At 70.0% G+C, this 21,354-nt stretch carries 20 protein-coding genes; 7 read left to right on the top strand and 13 right to left on the bottom strand.

The genetic code is table 11. The annotated features are described in order from the left end of the window. The first annotated feature begins 32 nt into the window (after positions 1–32). From OG456_RS16205 to cseC, 4 genes are all read left to right on the top strand, one after another. A complete protein-coding gene (locus OG456_RS16205) occupies positions 33–581 on the top strand; it encodes a SigE family RNA polymerase sigma factor (RefSeq protein ID WP_266561549.1) in 549 nt (182 codons plus the stop codon). Beyond that, entirely contained in the window at positions 569–1,225 is a 657-nt protein-coding gene (locus OG456_RS16210) for a hypothetical protein (RefSeq protein ID WP_266561551.1), read from the top strand. Before OG456_RS16205 ends, OG456_RS16210 begins: the two co-directional genes overlap by 13 nt. 81 nt (positions 1,226–1,306) lie before the next feature. Then, positions 1,307–2,023 carry a two-component system response regulator CseB gene (gene cseB / locus OG456_RS16215; RefSeq protein ID WP_266561553.1) on the top strand — a complete coding sequence of 239 codons (717 nt, stop codon included), beginning with the start codon at positions 1,307–1,309 and terminating at the stop codon, positions 2,021–2,023. 152 nt (positions 2,024–2,175) lie between these two features. Continuing rightward, complete coding sequence (cseC, locus tag OG456_RS16220) at positions 2,176–3,555, top strand: two-component system sensor histidine kinase CseC (protein WP_266561555.1); 1,380 nt, start codon at positions 2,176–2,178, stop codon at positions 3,553–3,555. Between the two features lie 39 nt (positions 3,556–3,594). On the opposite strand, the gene OG456_RS16225 is transcribed toward cseC, so the two are convergent. The 3 genes from OG456_RS16225 to OG456_RS16235 all read right to left on the bottom strand — a co-directional run bounded on the left by OG456_RS16225 (position 3,595) and on the right by OG456_RS16235 (position 6,421). Then, complete coding sequence (locus OG456_RS16225; protein ID WP_266561557.1) at positions 3,595–4,041, bottom strand: VOC family protein; 447 nt, start codon at positions 4,039–4,041, stop codon at positions 3,595–3,597. 52 nt (positions 4,042–4,093) lie between these two features. Continuing rightward, on the bottom strand, positions 4,094–4,594 hold the full coding sequence (locus tag OG456_RS16230; protein ID WP_266561559.1) for a helix-turn-helix transcriptional regulator: 501 nt from the start codon (positions 4,592–4,594) through the stop codon (positions 4,094–4,096). Positions 4,595–4,684: 90 nt separating this feature from the next. Further along, positions 4,685–6,421: an MDR family MFS transporter gene (locus tag OG456_RS16235; RefSeq protein WP_266561561.1), complete on the bottom strand. Its 1,737-nt coding sequence runs from the start codon at positions 6,419–6,421 to the stop codon at positions 4,685–4,687. A 147-nt stretch (positions 6,422–6,568) separates the two neighbouring features. Here OG456_RS16235 and OG456_RS16240 point away from each other — a divergent pair, with 147 nt between their 5' ends. Continuing rightward, complete coding sequence (locus tag OG456_RS16240; RefSeq protein ID WP_266561563.1) at positions 6,569–7,141, top strand: TetR/AcrR family transcriptional regulator; 573 nt, start codon at positions 6,569–6,571, stop codon at positions 7,139–7,141. Between the two features lie 68 nt (positions 7,142–7,209). Here OG456_RS16240 and OG456_RS16245 read toward each other — a convergent pair whose 3' ends face one another. Next, entirely contained in the window at positions 7,210–7,929 is a 720-nt protein-coding gene (locus tag OG456_RS16245) for a M23 family metallopeptidase (protein ID WP_266561565.1), read from the bottom strand. A gap of 464 nt (positions 7,930–8,393) precedes the next feature. Between OG456_RS16245 and OG456_RS16250 the strand changes: the two genes are divergently transcribed. Next, complete coding sequence (locus tag OG456_RS16250; RefSeq protein WP_266561567.1) at positions 8,394–11,432, top strand: NACHT domain-containing NTPase; 3,039 nt, start codon at positions 8,394–8,396, stop codon at positions 11,430–11,432. Positions 11,433–11,512: 80 nt separating this feature from the next. Here OG456_RS16250 and OG456_RS16255 read toward each other — a convergent pair whose 3' ends face one another. Next, positions 11,513–14,038 (bottom strand): ATP-dependent Clp protease ATP-binding subunit, encoded by a 2,526-nt coding sequence (locus OG456_RS16255; RefSeq protein ID WP_116511469.1) that lies wholly within the window; start codon positions 14,036–14,038, stop codon positions 11,513–11,515. A gap of 442 nt (positions 14,039–14,480) precedes the next feature. Here OG456_RS16255 and OG456_RS16260 point away from each other — a divergent pair, with 442 nt between their 5' ends. Beyond that, positions 14,481–15,056: an SCO3374 family protein gene (locus tag OG456_RS16260; protein ID WP_266561603.1), complete on the top strand. Its 576-nt coding sequence runs from the start codon at positions 14,481–14,483 to the stop codon at positions 15,054–15,056. On the opposite strand, the gene OG456_RS16265 is transcribed toward OG456_RS16260, so the two are convergent. From OG456_RS16265 to nadC, 8 genes are all read right to left on the bottom strand, one after another. Then, positions 15,035–15,373, bottom strand: a complete 339-nt coding sequence (locus tag OG456_RS16265) for an Lsr2 family protein (RefSeq protein ID WP_100597736.1) — start codon at positions 15,371–15,373, stop codon at positions 15,035–15,037. The two genes, OG456_RS16260 and OG456_RS16265, sit on opposite strands and share 22 nt — an antisense overlap. A gap of 237 nt (positions 15,374–15,610) precedes the next feature. Then, positions 15,611–16,153, bottom strand: coding sequence for an amino-acid N-acetyltransferase (locus OG456_RS16270; protein WP_266561606.1), 543 nt, complete (start codon positions 16,151–16,153; stop codon positions 15,611–15,613). A gap of 9 nt (positions 16,154–16,162) precedes the next feature. Next, complete coding sequence (locus tag OG456_RS16275; protein ID WP_266569281.1) at positions 16,163–16,672, bottom strand: BlaI/MecI/CopY family transcriptional regulator; 510 nt, start codon at positions 16,670–16,672, stop codon at positions 16,163–16,165. Between the two features lie 96 nt (positions 16,673–16,768). Next, positions 16,769–16,951: a hypothetical protein gene (locus tag OG456_RS16280; protein ID WP_266561608.1), complete on the bottom strand. Its 183-nt coding sequence runs from the start codon at positions 16,949–16,951 to the stop codon at positions 16,769–16,771. A gap of 13 nt (positions 16,952–16,964) precedes the next feature. Continuing rightward, positions 16,965–17,600: a hypothetical protein gene (locus OG456_RS16285; protein WP_266561610.1), complete on the bottom strand. Its 636-nt coding sequence runs from the start codon at positions 17,598–17,600 to the stop codon at positions 16,965–16,967. Between the two features lie 142 nt (positions 17,601–17,742). After that, a complete protein-coding gene (locus tag OG456_RS16290; RefSeq protein ID WP_266561612.1) occupies positions 17,743–19,344 on the bottom strand; it encodes a hypothetical protein in 1,602 nt (533 codons plus the stop codon). A gap of 227 nt (positions 19,345–19,571) precedes the next feature. Then, positions 19,572–20,369 (bottom strand): type III pantothenate kinase, encoded by a 798-nt coding sequence (locus OG456_RS16295; RefSeq protein ID WP_100597731.1) that lies wholly within the window; start codon positions 20,367–20,369, stop codon positions 19,572–19,574. A gap of 5 nt (positions 20,370–20,374) precedes the next feature. Next, positions 20,375–21,349 carry a carboxylating nicotinate-nucleotide diphosphorylase gene (nadC, locus tag OG456_RS16300; protein WP_266561617.1) on the bottom strand — a complete coding sequence of 325 codons (975 nt, stop codon included), beginning with the start codon at positions 21,347–21,349 and terminating at the stop codon, positions 20,375–20,377. Positions 21,350–21,354 lie beyond the last annotated feature (5 nt).

Consider the following 21,354-nt stretch of genomic DNA (forward strand, 5'->3'; position numbering starts at 1 on the left):
CGCGAACGGTTCGCGAACGGGAGGCGGTTGGCATGGCGCACGGCGAGGTGCTCGAGTTCGAGGAGTACGTCCGCACTCGGCAGGACGCCCTGCTGCGCAGCGCCCGGCGCCTCGTGCCGGACCCTGTCGACGCCCAGGACCTGCTCCAGACGGCGCTGGTGCGGACGTTCGGCCGCTGGGACGGCATAGCCGACAAGCGCCTCGCGGACGCCTATCTGCGCCGCGTCATGATCAATACGCGTACGGAGTGGTGGCGCGCCCGCAAGCTCGAAGAGGTGCCCACCGAGCAGCTGCCCGACGCGAGCATCGACGACTCGACCGAGCAGCACGCCGACCGCGCGCTCCTCACGGACATCATGAAGGTGCTGGCTCCCAAGCAGCGCAGCGTGGTGGTGCTGCGACACTGGGAGCAGATGTCCACAGAGGAGACGGCCGCCGCCCTCGGCATGTCGGCCGGAACCGTGAAGAGCACGCTGCACCGGGCGCTGGCCCGGCTCCGCGAGGAGCTGGAGAGCCGGGACCGCCACGAGTCCGGCCACCGCGTGCTCGAACGGGAGGAGACGGAGCGTTGCGCGGCCTAGGCATACGTGCCGGTCGGGTCCTGAAGGCGGGGAGTACGGCGGTGGCCGCGCTCGCCGCCATCGGCCTTTTCCTCGGCGCCCTCACGGCCTGCTCGGCCGGCGGCACGGGCGCCCGCGACGAAGGGCCCGCCCGCTCCGACCCGGGGCCCTCGGCCGCCCCGAAGGCCGTGTCGTCCTCCCCGTCCTCCCCCGCGCCCAAGACGGTGAACGCGGTCCGGCTCGTCAAGGACGACCCGGCGGTGAGCACGGAGGTCAAGCGCGACCTCAAGCCCTGCGTGGGGCACGAGTACCCGGTCGACGTGTCCTACGGGAACCTGACGGGGAACACGTCGAGCGACGTCGTGGTCAACGTCATGACCTGCGGAGACGCCGTCAGCATCGGCAGCTACGTGTACCGCGACACCGGCGGGAAGTACGAGAACGTCTTCAAGGCCGAGGAGCCTCCGGTGTACGCGGAGATAGACCGGGGCGACCTCGTCGTCACCAAGCAGGTGTACGAGAAGGGCGACTCGGTGGCGTATCCCTCGGGTGAGGACGTCCTGACGTACCGCTGGACCACCGGCCGGTTCGTCGAGCAGGCCAGGACGCACAACGACTACAGCAACGCGGTGAACGGGGACACGCCCGAGCCGTCCGACAACTGAGCGGCGGGCCGGACAGCCCCGACCATGCAGATGACGGACCAGACCACTTTTCGGACGACGTATCAGGAGCAGCGGATTCGGATGGCAGAGCACACCCACGTCCTCTTCGTCGAGGACGACGACGTCATCCGCGAGGCCACCCAGCTCGCCCTCGAGCGGGACGGCTTCGTGGTCACAGCCATGCCGGACGGGCTCGCGGGCCTGGAGGCGTTCCGCGCGAACCGGCCCGACATCGCGCTGCTCGACGTGATGGTGCCCGGCCTGGACGGCGTGAGCCTGTGCCGCCGCATCCGTGACGAGTCCACCGTCCCCGTGATCATGCTGTCGGCGCGGGCCGACTCGATCGACGTGGTGCTCGGCCTGGAGGCCGGCGCGGACGACTACGTGACCAAGCCGTTCGACGGGGCCGTCCTCGTGGCGCGGATCCGGGCCGTCCTGCGGCGCTTCGGGCACGCGAGCGGATCGGCGTCCGGCGCGGCGCCGGCCGTCGCCGGCAACTCCGGCGCGACCGGCAGTGTCCTGCACTTCGGCGATCTGGAGATCGACACCGAGGGCATGGAGGTCCGCAAGGACGGGGCCACGGTCGCGCTGACGCCGACCGAGATGCGGCTGCTCCTGGAGTTCTCGTCCGCGCCCGGCACGGTCCTCTCCCGCGACAAGCTCCTCGAACGCGTGTGGGACTACGGCTGGGGCGGGGACACCCGCGTCGTCGACGTCCATGTGCAGCGGCTGCGCACGAAGATCGGCCAGGACCGGATCGAAACGGTCCGCGGCTTCGGCTACAAGCTCAAGGCCTGACGGGCCGTGCCGGGGCGGGGTGTCGTGTCGGGGCCGAGTGGCTTGTCGGGACCGGGTGGCTTGTCCGGGCCGGGTGTCCGGAGAGCCGTTTACCCGGTCGGTATGTGTGCCGGCCGGGTCATTCGCTGTCTGACGAGGAACGGGATCGGGATATGAGGGGGGCCGCCGCGACCGTGCGCGCCCGGCTCGGGCAGCCGCTGCGGCTGCCGCTGAGACGGCTGCGCCCGGCGCTGCACACCGGGGTCCGCTGGAAAATCAGCGTCGCCATCGCCCTGGTGGGGGCGCTCGTCGCTGTCGCCCTGAGCCTGGTCGTGCACAACGCGGCGCGCGTCTCGATGCTGGACAACGCGCGCGACGTGCAGGACGAACGCATCCAGTTCGTGGCGCGCCAGTACGAGGCCACCGGGCGCGGCCTCCCTGTCGGCTTCAAGGTCGACGACCCGGGCATACCCCCTGACCTGCGCAAGAAGGCGATGGCCGGGCGGCGCGCCACTTTCGTCTCCGAGCAGGTCGGCGGCGTACCCGACATCTGGGCCGCGGTCCCGCTCGGCGACGGGCGCCTGCTGTCCGTGCACACCCGCTTCACCGACCGCAGCGCCACCGTCATGAAGGACCTCGACCAGGCCCTGATCATCGGCTCGATCTCGGTGGTCTTCGGCGGGTGCGCCCTCGGCGTGCTCATCGGTGGCCAGGTGTCACGGCGCCTGCGCAAGGCGGCGTCCGCGGCCAGGGAGGTCGCGCAGGGGCGGACCGACGTACGGGTCGGGGACGCCATCGGCGGCGTCGTACGCGACGAGACCGACGATCTCGCGCAGGCCGTCGACGCGATGGCCGACGCCCTGAAGCAGCGCCTCGAGGCCGAGCGCCGGGTCACCGCGGACATCGCGCACGAGCTGCGTACGCCGGTGACCGGACTGCTCACCGCGGCCGAGCTGCTGCCGCCCGGACGCCCGAGCGAGCTGGTCAAGGACCGGGCCCAGGCGATGCGCACCCTCGTCGAGGACGTGCTCGAAGTGGCGCGTCTGGACAGCGCGGCCGAGCGCGCCGAGCTCCAGGACCTGCTGCTGGGCGAGTTCGTGACGCGGCGGGTCGGCGCGCGCCACGCGGACGTACGGGTGAGCGTGGTGCACGAGTCGGAGGTCACCACCGACCCGCGCCGCCTCGAACGCATCCTCTTCAACCTCCTCGCCAACGCCGCGAAGCACGGCAAGCCGCCGGTCGAGGTCAGCGTCGAGGGCCGGGTGGTGCGCGTGCGCGATCACGGGCCCGGGTTCCCGGAGGAGCTGCTCGACGAGGGGCCGAGCCGCTTCCGTACGGGCGCGGCGGACCGCGCGGGCCACGGGCACGGTCTCGGCCTCACGATCGCTGCGGGTCAGGCGCGCGTGCTCGGCGCCCGCCTCACGTTCCGCAACGTGCGCCCGCCGGGGGCTCCTTCAACGACTCCGTCCGAGGGGGCGGTCGCGGTGCTGTGGCTGCCGGAGCACGCACCGACGAACACGGGAAGCTTCCCGATGCTGCGCCTGCCGGACTGAGGGCGGCTCCGAACGAGAGGCCTCAAGGAACGGGAGCCCTCAGCTGGTGGCCCACTCCTTGTCGAGGTCGAGCCCCTCGTTGCGCTGCGTGAACGAGAACCAGTTCCCGGAGTCGTCGCGGAAGATCGCCTCGGTCCCGTACGGGCGCTCCTGCGGCTCCTGGAGGAACTGCACCCCGCGCCCCTTGAGCCGCTCGTAGTCCCCGTGGATGTCGTCCGTGACCAGGACTCCGGCCCCGAGAATGCCCTTGGAGACCAGCTTCTTCACCGCCTCGGCCGACTCGGGGTCCATCGCGGGCACCCCGGGCACCATCAGCGTCAGCTCGACGTCGGGCTGGTCCTTGGCGCCCACGGTCAGCCAGCGCATACCGCCCTCGCCCATGGTCATGTCCGTACGCACCTCGAGCCCCAGCTTCGCGGTGTAGAACTCCTTGGCCCGGTCCTGGTCGAGAACCCAGACGGTGGAAATGGCGAGTCCCTTGATCATGATGCGCTCCGCAGTGGTCGGGCCACGCGCCGGCGAATCCGGCCGTGCCCTGTCACCGTAGGCAGTCACCCCCCGCCTCCGCTTCTCCAGAATTGCGCCCCTCGCCGGCCCCCTGCCCCGCACTCCCGGACGGCCCTCTGCCGGGGAAGCCGCCGGCCCACAACATCGCGTAACACCCGGGGATGAGCGCCGCCCCGCGCCCCACGTGCTTCGCCCGGTACTCGCTCGGTGTCAGGCCCGTCTGTCTCTTGAACCGGGACGAGAACGTGCCCAGGCTGCTGAATCCCACGAGGCCGCAGATCTCCGTGACCGACAGGTCCGCCGATCTCAGCATCTCCTCGGCCCGCTCGATCCGACGGCGCGTCAGATACTGCCCCGGTGTCTCCCCGTACGCCTCCTTGAAGCACCGCACGAAGTGGTACCGCGAATAACCGGCATGGGCCGCCACCGCGTCCAGGTCGAGCTCGGCCTCGGCCCAGTCGCGGTCCATCGCGTCCTTGGCGAGCCGCAGCTGCCGCAATTTCTCCACGTCACCGATGCTGGCACGCCCCACTGACAACGGCCTCGGCACGGCGAAGGCCCCCGGTGCACATCAGCGCACCGGGGGCCTTCACACAAGCCGAGGAGGATCGGGACGACCCGCTCAGACGGTCTCGGAGACCGTCCTGCCGTCCGCCGCGGCGTCCCCGGCCGCGACCTCCTCGACCGGCCTCGCGTCGGCCGTCGCCGTACCGTTCGCTGCCGCGTCGGCCGTGGCCGTACCGGCCTTGGCCATGTCGGCCGGCTGCGCGTCCGCCGGACCCGCGGCCTCGGGAGAGCTCGACGCCTCCTTGTCGGGGCCCGCGCCACGCAGCGGCACCTCCTTCACGAAGACCGCCGCGATCAGCGCCAGAATCGCGATGATCGAACCGAGCAGGAACGCCGAGTGCGTACCGGCCGACACCGCGTGCAGGTAGGCGTCGCGCACCGCGTCCGGCAGCTTGGCCAGGCCCTCGGCCGTCAGCTGTGTGGAATGCTCCGCGACCTTGCCGCCCATCGCCCCGGCCCGCTCGGCCATCACGTCCTGGACGCGGTTGTTGAAGAGCGCGCCCATGATCGCGACGCCGAAGGAGGAGCCGAGCGTACGGAACAGGGTCGTGGAGGACGAGGCGACGCCCATGTCCTTCATCTCGACGCTGTTCTGCGCGACCAGCATCGTGATCTGCATCAGGCAGCCCATGCCCGCGCCGAGCACGGCCATGTACAGGCCGGAGGTGAGGCGCGTGGTCTCGGTGTCCATCTGCGCGAGCAGGAAGAGTCCGGCCACCATCAGCACGCTGCCGACCAGCGGGAACACCTTGTACTTGCCGGTGTTGGTGGTGACGCGGCCCGCGACCAGCGAGACGACCATCATCGAGAGCAGCATCGGCAGGAGCAGCAGACCGGAGTTGGTCGCGTTCGCTCCCTGCACCGTCTGCTGGTAGAGCGGCAGGAAGAGCACGGCGCCGAACATCACGAAGCCGGTGATGAAGCCGATGAGGGACATCACCGTGAAGTTGCGGCTGCGGAAGATGTGCAGCGGCAGGATCGGCTCGGCCGCCTTCGACTGGACGAAGAGGAAGCCGACGAGCGCGGCGACACCGATCGCGGCGAGCTCCATGATCACGGCGGAGCCCCAGGCGTACTGCGATCCGCCCCAGGTCGTCACGAGCACGATCGACGTGATGCCGACGGTGAGCAGTGCGGCGCCCAGGTAGTCGATCTTCCCCTTGGAGCGCTTCTTCGGCAGGTGCAGGACCGCGGTGACCATGGCGAGGGCGACAAGGCCGAGCGGCAGGTTGATGTAGAAGGACCAGCGCCAGCCCCAGTTGTCGGTGATGGCGCCGCCGACGAGCGGTCCGCCGATCATGGCGAGCGCCATGACGCCGGCCATCATGCCCTGGTACTTGCCGCGCTCCCGCGGCGGAATCAGGTCACCGATGATGGCCATGACACCGACCATCAGGCCACCGGCGCCGAGACCCTGGATCGCGCGGAACGCGATGAGCTGGTTCATGTCCTGGGCCATGCCGCTGAGCGCGGAGCCGATCAGGAAGATCACGATCGAGGTCAGGAAGGCGCCCTTCCTGCCGTACATGTCGCCGACCTTGCCCCAGATGGGGGTCGAGGCGGCGGTCGCGAGCGTGTACGCGGTCACGACCCACGAGAGGTGTTCGAGGCCGCCCAGGTCGCCGACGATCGTGGGCATCGCGGTGCCGACGATCATGTTGTCGAGCATCGCGAGCAGCATCGCGATCATCAACGCCATCAGGACTACGCGCACGCTGCGCGGCTGCCGCTCCTTGGTGGCCGCCGCGCCGCCCCCGCCGGTGTACACCGCCACTGTTCCGGTCTCCGCCATGATCCCCACTCCCCAGTTGCTCACTTGCCACCACTTACTTGCCGCCCGGCAAGTTGACTACACTGAGGGAAGATAGAGCGCTAACTAGCCGGGCGTCAAGTAAGTTTTCGCCCAAGGCCCGCCACCAGCACGAAGGAGCAGCCACAGATGGGCAGCAGCAAGCAGCGCCGCGGAAACACGCGGCAGCGCATCCAGGACGTGGCGCTGGAACTGTTCGCCGAGCAGGGCTACGAGAAGACCTCGCTGCGCGAGATCGCCGAGCACCTCGACGTCACCAAGGCGGCGCTCTACTACCACTTCAAGACCAAGGAAGACATCGTCGTCAGCCTCTTCGAGGACCTGACGCGGCCCATCGACGAGCTGATCGAGTGGGGCCGGGAGCAGCCCGACACCCTGGAGACCAAGCAGGAGCTCATGGAGCGCTACAGCCTGGCACTGCACGGGGCGGGGCCGCTGTTCCGCTTCATGCAGGAGAACCAGGCGACCATGCGCGAGCTGAGCATCGGCGAGCTCTTCAAGGACCGCATGAAGGCGCTCCTCGACCAGCTCCTGCCGGAGGACGCCACCTTGACCGAGCGGGTCCGCTGCTTCAGCGCGATCTTCTCGATGCACGCGGGCCTGTTCGTCCTCAAGGACGTCGAAGGCGACCCCGAGGAAAAGCGCAAGGCCATCCTCGAGGTCGCCACCGATCTCGTCACCCAGGCACAGCGAGGCGCCTGAGTTCCGTCATGCTGCTGAGCTTCCTGTGCGGGTGAGCCCATCCACACAGGTGGGCTCGCTCACGCAGGTCAGACGGCGACGCCCATCGACTTCAGGAAGTTGACCGGGTTGACCGCGGAGCCGTAGTTCGGGGTCGTGCGGACCTCGAAGTGCAGGTGCGGGCCGCTGGAGTTACCCGTGTTGCCGGAGAGCGCGATGTGCTGACCGGTGGAGACCGTCTGGCCGATGTGCACGTCGATGCGGGACAGGTGCGCGTACTGCGAGTACGTGCCGTTGCCGTGCTTGATCACGATGGCGTTGCCGTACGCCGGGCCGTCGCCGCCGCCGTTGGGGCCGGCCTTGACGACGGTGCCACCGTGGGCGGCCATGACGTTCGTGCCGATCGGCACGGCGAAGTCCTGGCCGGAGTGCTTGTGCGACCACATGTTGCCGCCGAGGCCGAAGCCCGCGGACAGCTTGTAGTTCTTGACCGGGTCTATCCAGCCGGCGGCCTTCTTCGCCGCGGCCTTCTTGACCTGGGCGGCGTGCACCTTGGCCTGCTCGGCGTGCACCTTGGCCTGCTCGGCGTGCACCTTGGCCCGCTCGGCGGCCTTGGCCTGGGCCTTGGCCTGCGCCTGGACCGAAGCGGCGGCGACGCTGGGCAGCGCGACGCTTCCCTGAGTGCTTTCGGCGGCGACCGCGGCCCCGGCCCCCAGCAGCGCCGTGGCTCCCATGGCGGCGGTCACGACGGCCGCCCGAGTACGGAGCAGGGACGAGCCGGAAGAAAGAGTCATGGTGCGCTTCGACATTCGGGGATTACCTCCGCGTTGACGACAGGAACAGACCGGCACTCGCTGGTGACGTGCCGGGCTGGCTGTTCATTGGTAACCCGGGAACCCATCTCGACTCAAAGGCCCCATCTACTACCCAAAGCCGTACCGAAAGGTCGGGACTTCAACCTCTTGACAGCCCCCGAAGACCCCCTGCGATCTGTCGGTTTTATGACCCGATTCCAGGTTTAGGACCACTTCGAACCCCTGCGTTCCGGCGCCCCACCGGCCGCACGCCCTACCGATCCAAGAAACGGACATTTCGGTAGAACCTGCCGATGCCGTAACAACCCCCCATCCCCGCAGCGCATCCACTATTGCGGCTAGTACCGGACAAAACGCCTGTGCGCCATGTCACCGGGAGGCAAGATCCAGAGACCCGAGAATGTGACGCGGGCTACTGTGAAGCGCCTGGTTTCGCGGCCTTTCGGGGGGAAGCGCAGATGGATCCCGCAGTCCTCGGCACACGCCTGGCGTCGAGCGTGCTCTCTCCTCTGGTGAAGCAGCTCCTCACCCGCGACGGCCCCGGCGCGGGCCTGGTGGACAAGCCCGTACGCCTCTCGGGCCTCGTCACCTTCCGCGGCGAGAAGCGGACCCTCGGGGAGAAGGAGGTCGGGCACCTCGCCGCCCGTCTGGTGCGGGAGGCCGTGCAGTCCCCGGGCGAGCCCCCGTTCCCCGCGGACGAGCAGGAGGCGGTCACGGCCGCCCTCGCCCGCAGGCTCCTCGCCCTCGGTGACCTGGACATGGACGACGTCCAGGCGGTCCGCCTCGGCCACCGGCAGCTGGCCCGCACCCTGCGCGAGGCAGCCCCCGCGCCCGGCCTCACCACCGACGCCGCCTACTTCCTCGACTCGGTCACCGAGTGGGCCTGCCTGCACATCCTGCACTTCTTCACCCAGCGCTCCACGTTCGTTGCCCGCACCCTGGTCGAGCAGAGCCGCGCCCAGTCCGAACTGATCGCCAAGGTGGACGCGCTGATCACGCGCACTCCGCCGCGCGACGGGCAGGACACCGCCTTCGAGGCCCGCTACCGCGCCCACCTCGCGGAGCGCCACAACCGCGTCACCATCTTCGGCCTCGACCTGCGCGACTCCCCCGACGTCTGGCCCCTCGACGTCGCCTACCTGAGCCTTGAAGCCACTCGCGAGGCCGGCCCCGAGGACACGCACGGCGAGCCCCAGGGAGCCACGACGGTCCAGGTCAGGGCCGAGGACGCGTTCGACGGCCACGACCGGGTCCTGCTGCGCGGCGAGGCGGGCTCCGGCAAGACGACCCTCATCCAATGGCTGGCGATCACCACCACGGGCCGTATCCCCTACGTGCTGCCGCTGCGCACCCTGATCCGCGCCGCGGGACTCCCCACCCCCGCCGCGTTCCTCGCCTCCGCCGACTGCCCGCACACCCCGCCCGACGGCTGGGCCGAGCGCGTCCTGACGGCGGGGCGCGGCCTCGTGATGGTCGACGGCCTGGACGAGGTCCCCTCGGCCGACCGGCACCGCGTGCGCGACTGGCTGCTCGGCCTCGTCCGCGCCTTCCCCGGCAACCGCTGGCTGCTCACCGCCCGCCCCACCGCCGTACGCTCCGACTGGCTGGCCGGGGGCGGGTTCGCCGAGCTGTCCCTCGCCCCCATGGGCCGTCGGACGGTCGGCGCGTTCGTGCGGCGCTGGCACGCGGCCGCCGACGCGGCCGAGCACGAGGAACAGCTTCTGGACGCCCTGCGCGCCAAGCCGGACCTGTCGCTCCTGGCGACCAACCCCCTCATGTGCGGGATGATCTGCGCCCTCCACCGCGCGCGCCGCGGCTATCTCCCGCCGCGCCGCAAGGCCCTGTACGACGCCGCGCTCCAGATGCTCCTCACCGACCGCGACCGCCGGCGCGGCATGGGGGGCCTCGACGGCATCGAACTCGACACCGAGGACCAGACCGAACTCCTCCAGCGCCTCGCCTACGCCCTGGTGCTCGCGGGCCGCACCGAGATGGACGAGGCCACCGCGCTCACCCTCCTAGAACGCGCCCTGCCCTCCGTCCCCGACGCCGCGCGCCAGGGCGACGCGCCCACGATCCTGCGCCACCTCCTGCTGCGCAGCGGCGTCCTGCGCAGCCCCGCCCCGCAGGTGGTCGACTTCGCGCACCGGACGTTCCTCGACCACCTGGGCGCGCGCTACGCGGTCGAGGAGGGCCACCTCGACGTCCTGCTCGGCCACGCCGGCGACACCCAGTGGGAGGACGTCATACGGATGGCCGTGGCCCACGCCCGTACCCGCGAGCGGACGACGCTGCTACGGGGCCTGCTGGCTGTCGACAGCCCGCGCGTGACCCTCCTCGCGCTGGCGAGCCTTCAGGACGCCTCGGCGGTCGAACAGGAGGTCCTCGAAGAGGTACGGGAACGGGCCGCCGCCCTCATCCCGCCCCGGACACCCCAGGAGGCCGAAGAGCTCGCGCAGGCGGGCCCGTTCGTCCTCGAACTCCTTCCCGGTCCACAGGACCTGACGGACGAGGAGGCCCACGCGGTGGTGACCACGGCCTCCCGCCTGGGCCACGAGGGCTCCCTGCCGGTCCTGAAGCGCTTCCGCGCCCACACATCGCTCGACGTACGACGCCAACTCGTCGGCACCTGGCGGAGGTTCGACGCCCAGGAGTACGCGGACGAGGTGCTCACGCATGTGGGGCGGGAGGGGCTCGACCTGACCGTGCGGAGCGAGGAACAGGTGCGGGCGACGCGGACGATGCCGCCGTGGCCGCGGGTCGACCTCGATGGGGAGCACCCGCTCGACACGGTCATGGACTGCCTGGACCCTGAGGGCGCACGGAATCTGACGCTGCGCAGCAACCCGTACGTGACGGATCTGCGAGAGCTGCACGCCCTGCCGTCGCTGGAGTTCCTGTCGCTGATGTACTGCCCCGAGGTCCGCGACCTGGCACCCCTCGCCGAGATGCGGCTACGGCATCTGTCGGTGATCGACCTGCCCGCGCTGCCGGCCCTCACCGGCCTGTCCCGGGTGACCAGCCTTTCCTCGCTCAGCGTCATCCAGCCGGTCCCCGGCGACTCGCTCGCCGCGTTCCTGCCGGTCGGGGCCCCGCTCGACCAGCTCATCCTCGGCCGAGGCGCCACGGAGACCACCGGACTCAACGGCCTGGCGGCGTTCCCTGAGCTGACCTGGCTGAACCTGTCCAGCGATACGGCCGCACTCGGCCCACGCGACTGGGAGCAGCTCGCCCGGCACCCCGCGCTCACCCACCTCTCCCTCGGCGGCCGGCTCCTGCCCCCGCACGGCCCGTCCAGCGAGCTGCCAGGAATCCGCGCCCTCACCCTCCACCTGGAGGCGGGAACCAAGGAGCACGTCTCCCGCTTCGCCCCCGCCGTCCCGCACGCAGACACCGTGGGCCTCTACTTCGCCGAGGACGCCGCACCTGCTGCCGACGACGTCTACGCCGCCCTCTTCCCGCAAGCCGAGGTCACCGTCCACCGCTGGGGTCGGTGAATCACAGGAGCACGGCAAAGGGGCTGCCCCAGGACCGAAGTCCTGGGGCAGCCCCTTTGACTCAGCGCATCCCCGAAGGGTTACGCCTCCTTGCTCAGATTCGGACCGGCTCCGCCGGCCGCCTGCTCGATCGGCGGGACGTCCGGCAGCGGGGACTTCTCCTCGCCGCGGAAGGTGAACGTCTTGGCGTCACCCTCACCCTCCGTGTCGACGACCACGATGTGGCCCGGACGCAGCTCACCGAAGAGGATCTTCTCGGAGAGCGAGTCCTCGATCTCGCGCTGGATCGTGCGTCGCAGCGGACGCGCGCCGAGCACGGGGTCGTAACCCTTCTTGGCGAGGAGCTCCTTCGCGGACTGGCTGAGCTCGATGCCCATGTCCCGGTCCTTGAGGCGCTCGTCGACCTTGCCGATCATCAGGTCGACGATCTGGAGGATGTCGTCCTGGGTCAGCTGCGGGAAGACGACGACGTCGTCCACGCGGTTCAGGAACTCGGGGCGGAAGTGCTGCTTGAGCTCGTCCGAGACCTTGTTCTTCATGCGCTCGTAGTTGGACTTCGTGTCGCCCTGGGCCGCGAAGCCGAGGTTGAAGCCCTTCGAGATGTCCCTCGTGCCGAGGTTGGTCGTCATGATGATGACCGTGTTCTTGAAGTCCACGACCCGGCCCTGGGAGTCGGTCAGGCGACCGTCCTCCAGGATCTGCAGCAACGAGTTGAAGATGTCCGGGTGGGCCTTCTCGACCTCGTCGAAGAGAACCACCGAGAACGGCTTGCGCCGCACCTTCTCCGTCAGCTGGCCGCCCTCTTCGTAGCCCACGTAACCGGGGGGCGAACCGAAGAGACGCGAGACCGTGTGCTTCTCACTGAACTCCGACATGTCGAGGGAGATCAGCGCGTCCTCGTCACCGAAGAGAAACTCGGCGAGCGCCTTGGACAGCTCGGTCTTACCGACACCGGACGGGCCCGCGAAGATGAACGAGCCACCGGGGCGCTTCGGGTCCTTCAGACCGGCACGCGTACGGCGGATCGCCTTCGAGAGCGCCTTGACGGCGTCCTTCTGACCGATGACGCGCTTGTGGAGCTCGTCCTCCATGCGCAGCAGACGCGAGGACTCCTCCTCGGTCAGCTTGAAGACGGGAATGCCGGTCGCGGTCGCGAGGACCTCGGCGATCAGCTCGCCGTCGACCTCGGCGACGACGTCCATGTCGCCGGCCTTCCACTCCTTCTCGCGCTTGGCCTTCGCCGCCAGCAGCTGCTTCTCCTTGTCGCGGAGCGAAGCTGCCTTCTCGAAGTCCTGGGAGTCGATGGCCGACTCCTTGTCGCGGCGCACGCCCGCGATCTTCTCGTCGAACTCGCGGAGGTCCGGCGGCGCGGTCATCCGGCGGATGCGCATCCGGGAACCGGCCTCGTCGATCAGGTCGATCGCCTTGTCCGGCAGGAAGCGGTCCGAGATGTACCGGTCGGCCAGCGTCGCCGCCTGCACGAGGGCCTCGTCCGTGATCGAGACGCGGTGGTGGGCCTCGTAGCGGTCGCGCAGACCCTTGAGGATCTCGATCGTGTGCGGCAGCGACGGCTCCGCGACCTGGATCGGCTGGAAGCGGCGCTCGAGAGCGGCGTCCTTCTCCAGGTGCTTGCGGTACTCGTCGAGCGTGGTCGCACCGATGGTCTGGAGCTCACCGCGGGCCAGCATCGGCTTCAGGATCGAAGCGGCGTCGATGGCGCCCTCGGCGGCACCCGCACCGACCAGCGTGTGCAGCTCGTCGATGAACAGGATGATGTCGCCGCGGGTGCGGATCTCCTTGAGGACCTTCTTCAGGCGCTCCTCGAAGTCACCGCGGTAGCGGGAACCGGCGACCAGCGCGCCCAGGTCGAGGGTGTAGAGGTGCTTGTCCTTGAGGGTCTCGGGCACCTCGCCCTTGACGATGGCCTGCGCGAGGCCCTCGACGACGGCGGTCTTGCCGACGCCGGGCTCGCCGATGAGGACCGGGTTGTTCTTAGTGCGGCGGGACAGCACCTGCATGACCCGCTCGATCTCCTTCTCGCGCCCGATGACCGGGTCGAGCTTGGATTCGCGGGCGGCCTGCGTGAGGTTCCGGCCGAACTGGTCGAGGACCAGGGACGTGGAGGGCGTGCCCTCGGCAGGACCGCCGGCGGCGGCGGTCTCCTTGCCCTGGTAGCCGGAGAGCAGCTGGATGACCTGCTGCCGCACCCGGTTGAGATCGGCGCCCAGCTTGACCAGGACCTGGGCGGCGACGCCCTCGCCCTCACGGATCAGGCCGAGCAGGATGTGCTCCGTGCCGATGTAGTTGTGACCCAGCTGAAGCGCCTCGCGGAGCGACAGCTCCAGGACCTTCTTGGCACGGGGGGTGAAGGGGATGTGCCCGGACGGAGCCTGCTGGCCCTGACCGATGATCTCCTCCACCTGCTGGCGGACCGCCTCGAGCGAAATCCCGAGGCTCTCCAGGGCCTTAGCGGCGACACCCTCACCCTCGTGGATCAGGCCCAGGAGGATGTGCTCGGTGCCGATGTAGTTGTGGTTGAGCATCCGGGCTTCTTCCTGAGCCAGGACGACAACCCGCCGCGCGCGGTCGGTGAACCTCTCGAACATCGTTAATCGCTCCTCAGAGCGGTCAGGCAGTAAGGGGACGCTCCCCTCCCTGTCCTTCCGCAGCTTAGTCCCGCAAGCGGGGACCGCTCATTCCAACTGCCGACACCCGGACCCCATCTCGGAGGTTCTCCTGACCCGAAGGCCGACAACTGCTCCAACACCGATGGTGCGAGACGATGTTCCCGCAGGCCAGGCAGTTACCCCCACCATCAGTACGCCGATGGCGAACGCAAGAGGGCCAGAACCCACGTGTCGCCCCTCCTCACTAGGGATGTCTTACCCGCCAGGAGTGACAGTCCATGCGGCGCGCCCCGGTTCCCTCCGCTACGGGCGAACACCCTTGCGCCGCCCAATGCCTCCGCACGCCCCCATTCGAGAAACTCTAGGCACTCGCCTGGCAACGCTGCGTAACTCATGAGGGTTCCCGGCGGTTGCTCCGGACATGGCCTCCATCGTGCCCACCGTGCCCCTGCCCCGTCGACCGCTCGACGCGGGCGACCCGGTGCGGGAGTGGTACGAGAACGCGCTCGGTTGGGCCACCGCGCCGGGCCCCGAGGGCCTTCAGCTGCTGACGGGGCTGCGCTTCGACGTACTGGAGCTGCCCGCGGAGGCGGGCCGTGCCGTAGTGCGGCGGCTGGACCCCGGATGTCCGGTGGCCCTGCAAGGGGAGACGATGCGCCTGCTGGTGGCCGCAGGCAGCGCGGAGGAGCTGCCGGGGCTGCTCGACTGGCTGGAGTGGGGGGCGCTGCCCCTCGATCTCTCCGTGGTCGGTGCGGGAGGGCGGATCGACGCGCCCGCGCCCACGGGAGCGCCGGACCCGCAGGAGGCCGCTGTCTGGGTGCGGCCCCCCGAGCCCGGATGCGACGTCGAGCCGACGCTTCCGGCTCTGACGGCGCTGTCGGCCGTAGGGGGCGGTGGGGGCGCCCCCGGTCTCGTACGGCTGGTGGAAACGGCGGCGACTCAGTGCCACCGGATCCGGTTGCGACGTGCCTGCGCTCAGCCGTTGGCCTTCTCATAGGCCTCACGGATGGACGCGGGGACACGGCCGCGGTCGTTGACCTCGTAACCGTTCTCCTTGGCCCAGGCACGGATCTGCGCCGTGTCCTGGCTGCCGCCGGCCACCGCGGCGCGCGCCTTGCCGCGTCCGCCGGCGGAACGGCCTCCGGTACGACGACCACCCTTGAGGTACGGCTCAAGAAGTCCGCGGAGCTTGTCCGCGTTGGCGGTGGTGAGGTCGATCTCGTAAGTCTTGCCGTCCAACGCGAACGTCACGGTCTCGTCCGCCTCGCCACCGTCGAGGTCGTCGACAAGAAGGACCTGAACCTTCTGTGCCACCGGATTTCCTTTCATCGATATCTGTAGGGCCGGACCCCACGACCTCAGTCGTTGATTCGCCGTCCCCTTGTTATATGCAGTACGCAGTACGTCGGAAAGCAAACCGCTTTTGCTGGAAAAACACAAACCCCTGGGAGAGATCCGGGAGAGACCAAGGACCCCGAGAAGCCCGGAAAGATGCGCGTTTCGGACATAGGGCACCTGGGCAGGGAGCTGCTCAGGAATATCGGGGGGCGATCACAGATGCAGAAGCATCCGGCTGTTGCCCAAGGTGTTCGGTTTCACTCGTTCGAGACCGAGGAACTCCGCGACGCCCTCGTCATAGGAACGCAAGAGCTCGCTGTAGACATCGGTGTCGATGGTATCGACGGGCGCCTCTCCGATCTCCACGAAGCCGTGGTTCGCGAAGAACTCCACTTCGAAGGTGAGACAGAAAACCCGGCGAACACCGATCCAGCGCGCGGTCTGCAGCAACTTCTGGAGCAGTTGGTGACCGACGCCCGCGCCCCTGACCACCGGATTCACGGCGAGGGTGCGGACTTCCGCGAGGTCTTCCCACATCACATGCAGGGCACCGCAGCCGACGACCTCCGCGTTGTCGTCGCGTTCCGCGACCCAGAACTCCTGGATGTCCTCGTAAAGCGTCACGGTGGCTTTGTCGAGGAGGATCCCCTCGCGGCTGTACGCGTCGAGGAGTCGGCGCACGGACGGCACATCGGCCGTCCTCGCCCTGCGCACGGTGACTGCTTTTGCGGTGACTTCGGGGAGCGGTGCTGGCATGAGCGGACGCTATCGCCCGGCGTCCGAGGCCGGTTCCCCGGGTCCTTCGGGCTCTTCCGACGCTTCAGGCGCTTCAGGCTGTTCGGAGTCCTGTGGCTCTTCACGCCCCTGGCCGGCGTCAGATCCTTCCGGCTCTCGAGTCGTGAGGGTCTGCGCCTGAGGCCCCTGCACCATGCGCACGGCATCGCTCAGTGCTTCGCGTTGTTCCGGCGACATCATGCCGAAGAAGGCGACGAGAGCCGCCGCCGGGTTGTCACTCTGGGACCATGCGTCGTTCATCAGCGCGGCGGAGTAGGCGGCGCGAGTGGAGACGGCCTCATATCGATAGGCCCGGCCTTCCGCTTCGCGGCGCACCCAGCCCTTCTGGTGGAGATTGTCCAAAACGGTCATGACCGTGGTGTAGGCGATGGACCGTTCCTGCTGGAGGTCTTCCAGGACTTCGCGAACCGTCGCGGGGCGGTTCCACTTCCACACCCGTGTCATCACTGCGTCTTCGAGTTCTCCCAATGGGCGCGGCACGAGCAGCACACTAGTGGCAGAAGTCGGCAATAGGGCGCCGGACGTGGCGAACGGCGCCTAATAACGACAAAAAGGGCGCCCGGTGGGGCGCCCTTCTCAGATGTCGCTCAGCTGCGGGCCGGTCTGGCGGGCCGCCTCGGCGCGGGCGATCGCCGCGTCGACGGCCGCGTCCTCCTTGGCCTTCTTGTCGCCGCCCTGGGACTTCACGATCGTCACGATGAGACCGATGAAGAAGACGGCCATCACTACGGGGGGCACGAGCGCGGAGACGTAGTCCATGCCCCCAGAGTAGCTATCCGACGGCGAGCTCCTGCGGCGGGGCCGCTGGGGGCGCGGGGCGGCGCTTGGGCGGGAAGACCTCGGCCGGGGTGGGCATGGGGCGCGGCGGGGCCGGGGGGTTCGCCGGGGGCCGGGGTGCAGATGCCGGCTTCCCGGTGGCGGCGAGGCCTCCGGGCAGGGCGAGCAGCCGGGTACGGGAGGCCGGGACGCGGGGCTGTACGACGCGTTTTTCCGCGCGCGCCGGTGCCCAGCCCTCGAGTCTGGCCCGCACGTCGCGCTCGGCGAGCGTGCGGCAGCGTTCGAGGAGGATGGCGGCGGAGGGGTTGGCACGCAGGGCGCGCAGGGCGGCGAGGTCGTCGGCGCCGGGCTGGTAGCCCGCCGCGAGCGCCTCGTCGAGCAGTTCCAGATAGCCGGTGGTGGCGCCGGGCAGGGCGGCCCGGTAGCGGGCGAGGTCGGCCAGCAGGAAGGCGCGGATGCGGGCGCCTTCGTCGGCTGCCGCGTCGACCGATTCGGCGAGCCGGAGGCAGTCCTGGATGTCCTCGGCGGAGACGGGACTGGGGTGAAGGGCAATGGCGAGGGCGCGTCGGAGCACACGCAGCTCTTCAGCGCCGAACGCCATGCCGCCGCGGTTTCCGTAGGGCGTGGGCATGGGCCGACGATACGCAGCACGACGGACAAAATCCGCTTAACCGCCAATTTGCGGCGTGGCTCACCGCCGGGCCAGCCACCCAGGCCACTCAGCCCGGAGTCACTCGCCCCGGGTCACCCGCCCCCGGGGCACTCCGCCCAGGTCACTCCGCCCGGCGGCGCGACATGGCGAACACGATCGCGCCCACGCCGAGCGCCGCCGCGGCCGCCGCGGCCAGCCACGGCAGGAACCCCGCACCGGTCGCCGCCATGGACCCGGACGTGCCCGACGTCCCCGAGCCGCCCGACGTCACGGAGGCCGTGGCGGAAGCGGAGGGCGAGGGGGTCGCGGAGCCGCCCGAGGCCGACGGGGACGGCGAGGGGGACGGGGAGGAGGACGCGCCGACAGTGATCGCCGCCTCGTCGTTCGACTGGTCCGGGTCGTTCAGGACGATCCCGTCGCCGGGGCGCACGGTGACCGTGCCGCGGGCGGCGCCGGCGGCGAGGTCCTTCTCGTAGCCGACCTGGAAGCGGTACATCTGGCCGTCGCCGCTCTCCTCGGAGACGGTGTCAGGGCAGAGGTAGCGGCGGTGGCCCGGCTCGAAGGGCGAGGTCTTGCCGCCGGTGTACGTGTAGCAGTTGCCGCTCGCCTGGTCGTCGGGCTCCTCGTCGACGCGCACGCTCTTGGCGACGACGCCCTCGGGGAGCGTCACCTCGGCGTAGGCCACGGGCTTGCCGTCGGGGTGGGCGACCACGGCGGGGCCCGCGTTGCGCAGGCCGAAGGCGAGCGGGTGGGTGGAGCCCTTCTCGCCGGGCGCGAGGACGGCGCCGACCGCGAGGAGGTCGGCGGCGTTGTCGGCGTCGTACGTCACCCGGTGGCTGTCGGCGAAGTCCTTGCCCGTGGCGGGGGTCAGGGTGAGCGCTGTGCCCTCGCCGGGGGTGCCGCCGGTGTCCGTACCGGAGGAGGCCGGGAGGGCCTCGGCGGTGATGTCGGTCCAGGTGTGGAAGGCGTCCTTGCCGAGGGACCCTTCGAGCGGGTCGGAGAATCCAACCGTGTCACCCGGGGCGATCGCCGTCTTGAAGACGCAGGTCACGTCGGCGTCGTCCCTGCCGAAGTCGCCCGGCAGGTAGAGACAGTTGCTGTGCTTCCCGGCGAACGTGACTCCCGGGCTGCCGGTGAGGCGGACGGTGATCTGTTCGGTGGGCAGGTCGCCGGTGTTGCGCAGGACCACGGGGTAGTCGACGGACTGGCCGGGCGTCAGGCCGGACCTGGCGGGCAGTGCGGCGACCTGGATCTTCGGAGAGCCGATGACGACCTTGGAGGTCTCGGTGTCGGGGGTCGCCTTGTCGGCCGTGACCTCGTAGCGCAGCGTTCCGGTGTCACCGGGCTTCGTGCCGGCGACCGCGCTGAGCGTGAAGGGCTCGAACGGGCCGTGCAGATTGCCGTTGTCCAGGCACGTGACGACGGCGCCGTCTGTCGTGCACTGGGCGTTCTTGGCCTTGATCGTGGCGATGCCCTTGAGGCCGCTCGCGTCGATCACCAACTTGGCGTTCTCCGGCAGCGGGAGCCCGTCCACGCCGTCGTCGGAGAAGCCGTAGCCCACCTCTGGAGCGATGGCTGTGCCCGACGCCGGGACGGCTATCTGCGCGGGCGCCGTGATGACCGCGTAGGGCTGCGTGGGGGGCGGGGGGCCGTCCGCGGCCCGGGCCGTGGCGCTCGTGAGACCGACCCCGGTCAGCGCGATCGCCGCCGTCGCAGCCGCCAACTGTCTGCCCTTACGCCACATTTCGCCCCACGTCCCTCGCATGCCGACTCGTGCCCCGTCTCTGCGGAGACGAGCGAAGCGTACGAACGGTTGCGCCCTTCGCGCACGCCTTGTCGAAAGTCCGTGCGCGAAGGGGCAGTTGAGGCGCCACCAAGAAAAGGCACGCTGCCGAAAAGGCCGGCCGCCGGAAATGCCGGCCGCCGAAACGGCGTGCTGCCGAGCGGCGTCTATGAGCGGGAGACGTTCCGCTCATAGACCAGGCGCAGGCCGATCAGCGTCAGCCACGGCTCATGCTCGTCGATCACCGCGGCCTCGCCGAGCACCATGGGCGCCAGGCCTCCCGTGGCGATGACGGTCACGTCGTCCGGGTCGTCGGCGAGTTCGCGCGCCATACGGGTCACGACGCCGTCGACCTGGCCCGCGAAGCCGTACAGGATGCCGGACTGCATGGCCTCGACGGTGTTCTTGCCGATGACGCTGCGCGGGCGGGCGATCTCGATCTTGCGGAGCTGGGCGCCCCTGACGCCCAGGGCCTCCACGGAGATCTCGATGCCGGGGGCGATGACGCCGCCGGCGTACTCCCCGCGCGCGGAGACCGCGTCGAAGGTGGTCGCCGTGCCGAAGTCGACGACGATGGCGGGCCCTCCGTAGAGCTCGACCGCCGCCACCGCGTTGATGATGCGGTCGGCGCCGACCTCCTTGGGGTTGTCCATGAGGATCGGGACGCCGGTCTTGATGCCGGGCTCCACGAGGACGGCGGGCACGTCTCCGTAGTAGCGCCGGGTGACCTCGCGCAGCTCGTGCAGGACCGAGGGGACGGTGGAGCAGATCGCGATGCCGTCGATGCCGTCGCCGAGCTCGTCGCCGAGCAGCGGGTGCATGCCCATCAGGCCCTGGAGGAGCACCGCGAGTTCGTCGGCGGTGCGGCGGGCGTCGGTGGAGATGCGCCAGTGCTCGACGATCTCTTCCCCGTCGAACAGGCCGAGGACGGTGTGCGTGTTGCCTACGTCGATGGTGAGCAGCATGGCGACTACTCCGCCGCGCGCAGGTCGAGGCCGATGTCCAGGATCGGCGACGAGTGGGTCAGCGCGCCCACCGCGAGGAAGTCGACGCCCGTCGCGGCGTACTCGCGCGCGTTCGCCAGGGTCAGCCGGCCCGAGGACTCCAGGAGGGCGCGGCCGCCCACGATCGCGACGGCCTCCTCGGTCCGGGCGGGCGTGAAGTTGTCCAGGAGGATCAGGTCGGCGCCCGCCTCGACGACCTCGCGCAGCTGGTCCAGGGTGTCGACCTCGACCTCGACGGCGAGGTCGGGGAAGGACTCCCGTACGGCCTTGAAGGCCTGCGCGACGCCACCGGCGGCGACCACGTGGTTGTCCTTGACCAGGGCCGCGTCGGAGAGCGACATGCGGTGGTTGACGCCGCCGCCCATGCGGACGGCGAACTTCTCCAGGGAGCGCAGGCCGGGCGTCGTCTTGCGGGTGTCGCGGACCTTCGCCGTGGTCCCCTCCAGCGCGTCCGCCCACGCGCGCGTGGCGGTCGCGATGCCGGACAGGCGGCACAGGATGTTGAGGGCGCTGCGCTCGGCGGTCAGCAGGTCGCGGGTGCGGGTGGTGACGCTGAGGAGCTTCTGCCCGGCGGTGATCCGGTCGCCGTCCTCAGCGTGCCGCTCGACCTCGAACTCGTCCGTGCAGACCACGGAGAGCACGGCCTCGGCGACGCGCAGGCCCGCCACGACGCCGTCCTCGCGGGCGGTGAAGTCGGCGGTGGCGACGGCGTCCTCGGGGATGGTGGCGACCGTGGTGACGTCCACGCCGCCGTCCAGGTCCTCGGCGATGGCCATGTGCGCGATGTCCTCGACCTCCACGGGGTCGAGCCCCGCGTCGGCCAGGAGCTGGGAGAGGGCGGGGTCGAGGCCGCACTCCATCATGTCGGCGTCGGCTCCGCCGCAGCCGCAGCCGTCGCCGCAGCCGCCGTTCTCGGCGAGGGGGAGGTCGGGGGTGCTCACGTCTC

Origin of the sequence: Streptomyces sp. NBC_01446 (assembly GCF_026340095.1) — a bacterium.
Classification (GTDB): Bacteria; Actinomycetota; Actinomycetes; order Streptomycetales; family Streptomycetaceae; genus Streptomyces; species Streptomyces aureus.

Excerpts from the sequence above, each read along its gene's own strand:
- OG456_RS16295 (WP_100597731.1), bottom strand. The coding sequence starts at position 20,369 with ATGCTGCTCACCATCGACGTAGGCAACACGCACACCGTCCTCGGCCTG.
- OG456_RS16245 (WP_266561565.1), bottom strand. The coding sequence starts at position 7,929 with ATGTCGAAGCGCACCATGACTCTTTCTTCCGGCTCGTCCCTGCTCCGT.
- OG456_RS16270 (WP_266561606.1), bottom strand. The coding sequence starts at position 16,153 with ATGCCAGCACCGCTCCCCGAAGTCACCGCAAAAGCAGTCACCGTGCGC.
- cseB (WP_266561553.1), top strand. The coding sequence starts at position 1,307 with ATGGCAGAGCACACCCACGTCCTCTTCGTCGAGGACGACGACGTCATC.
- cseC (WP_266561555.1), top strand. The coding sequence starts at position 2,176 with ATGAGGGGGGCCGCCGCGACCGTGCGCGCCCGGCTCGGGCAGCCGCTG.
- OG456_RS16285 (WP_266561610.1), bottom strand. The coding sequence starts at position 17,600 with ATGCCCACGCCCTACGGAAACCGCGGCGGCATGGCGTTCGGCGCTGAA.
- OG456_RS16225 (WP_266561557.1), bottom strand. The coding sequence starts at position 4,041 with ATGATCAAGGGACTCGCCATTTCCACCGTCTGGGTTCTCGACCAGGAC.
- OG456_RS16250 (WP_266561567.1), top strand. The coding sequence starts at position 8,394 with ATGGATCCCGCAGTCCTCGGCACACGCCTGGCGTCGAGCGTGCTCTCT.
- OG456_RS16205 (WP_266561549.1), top strand. The coding sequence starts at position 33 with ATGGCGCACGGCGAGGTGCTCGAGTTCGAGGAGTACGTCCGCACTCGG.
- OG456_RS16260 (WP_266561603.1), top strand. The coding sequence starts at position 14,481 with ATGGCCTCCATCGTGCCCACCGTGCCCCTGCCCCGTCGACCGCTCGAC.
- OG456_RS16280 (WP_266561608.1), bottom strand. The coding sequence starts at position 16,951 with ATGGACTACGTCTCCGCGCTCGTGCCCCCCGTAGTGATGGCCGTCTTC.
- OG456_RS16235 (WP_266561561.1), bottom strand. The coding sequence starts at position 6,421 with ATGGCGGAGACCGGAACAGTGGCGGTGTACACCGGCGGGGGCGGCGCG.
- OG456_RS16240 (WP_266561563.1), top strand. The coding sequence starts at position 6,569 with ATGGGCAGCAGCAAGCAGCGCCGCGGAAACACGCGGCAGCGCATCCAG.
- OG456_RS16255 (WP_116511469.1), bottom strand. The coding sequence starts at position 14,038 with ATGTTCGAGAGGTTCACCGACCGCGCGCGGCGGGTTGTCGTCCTGGCT.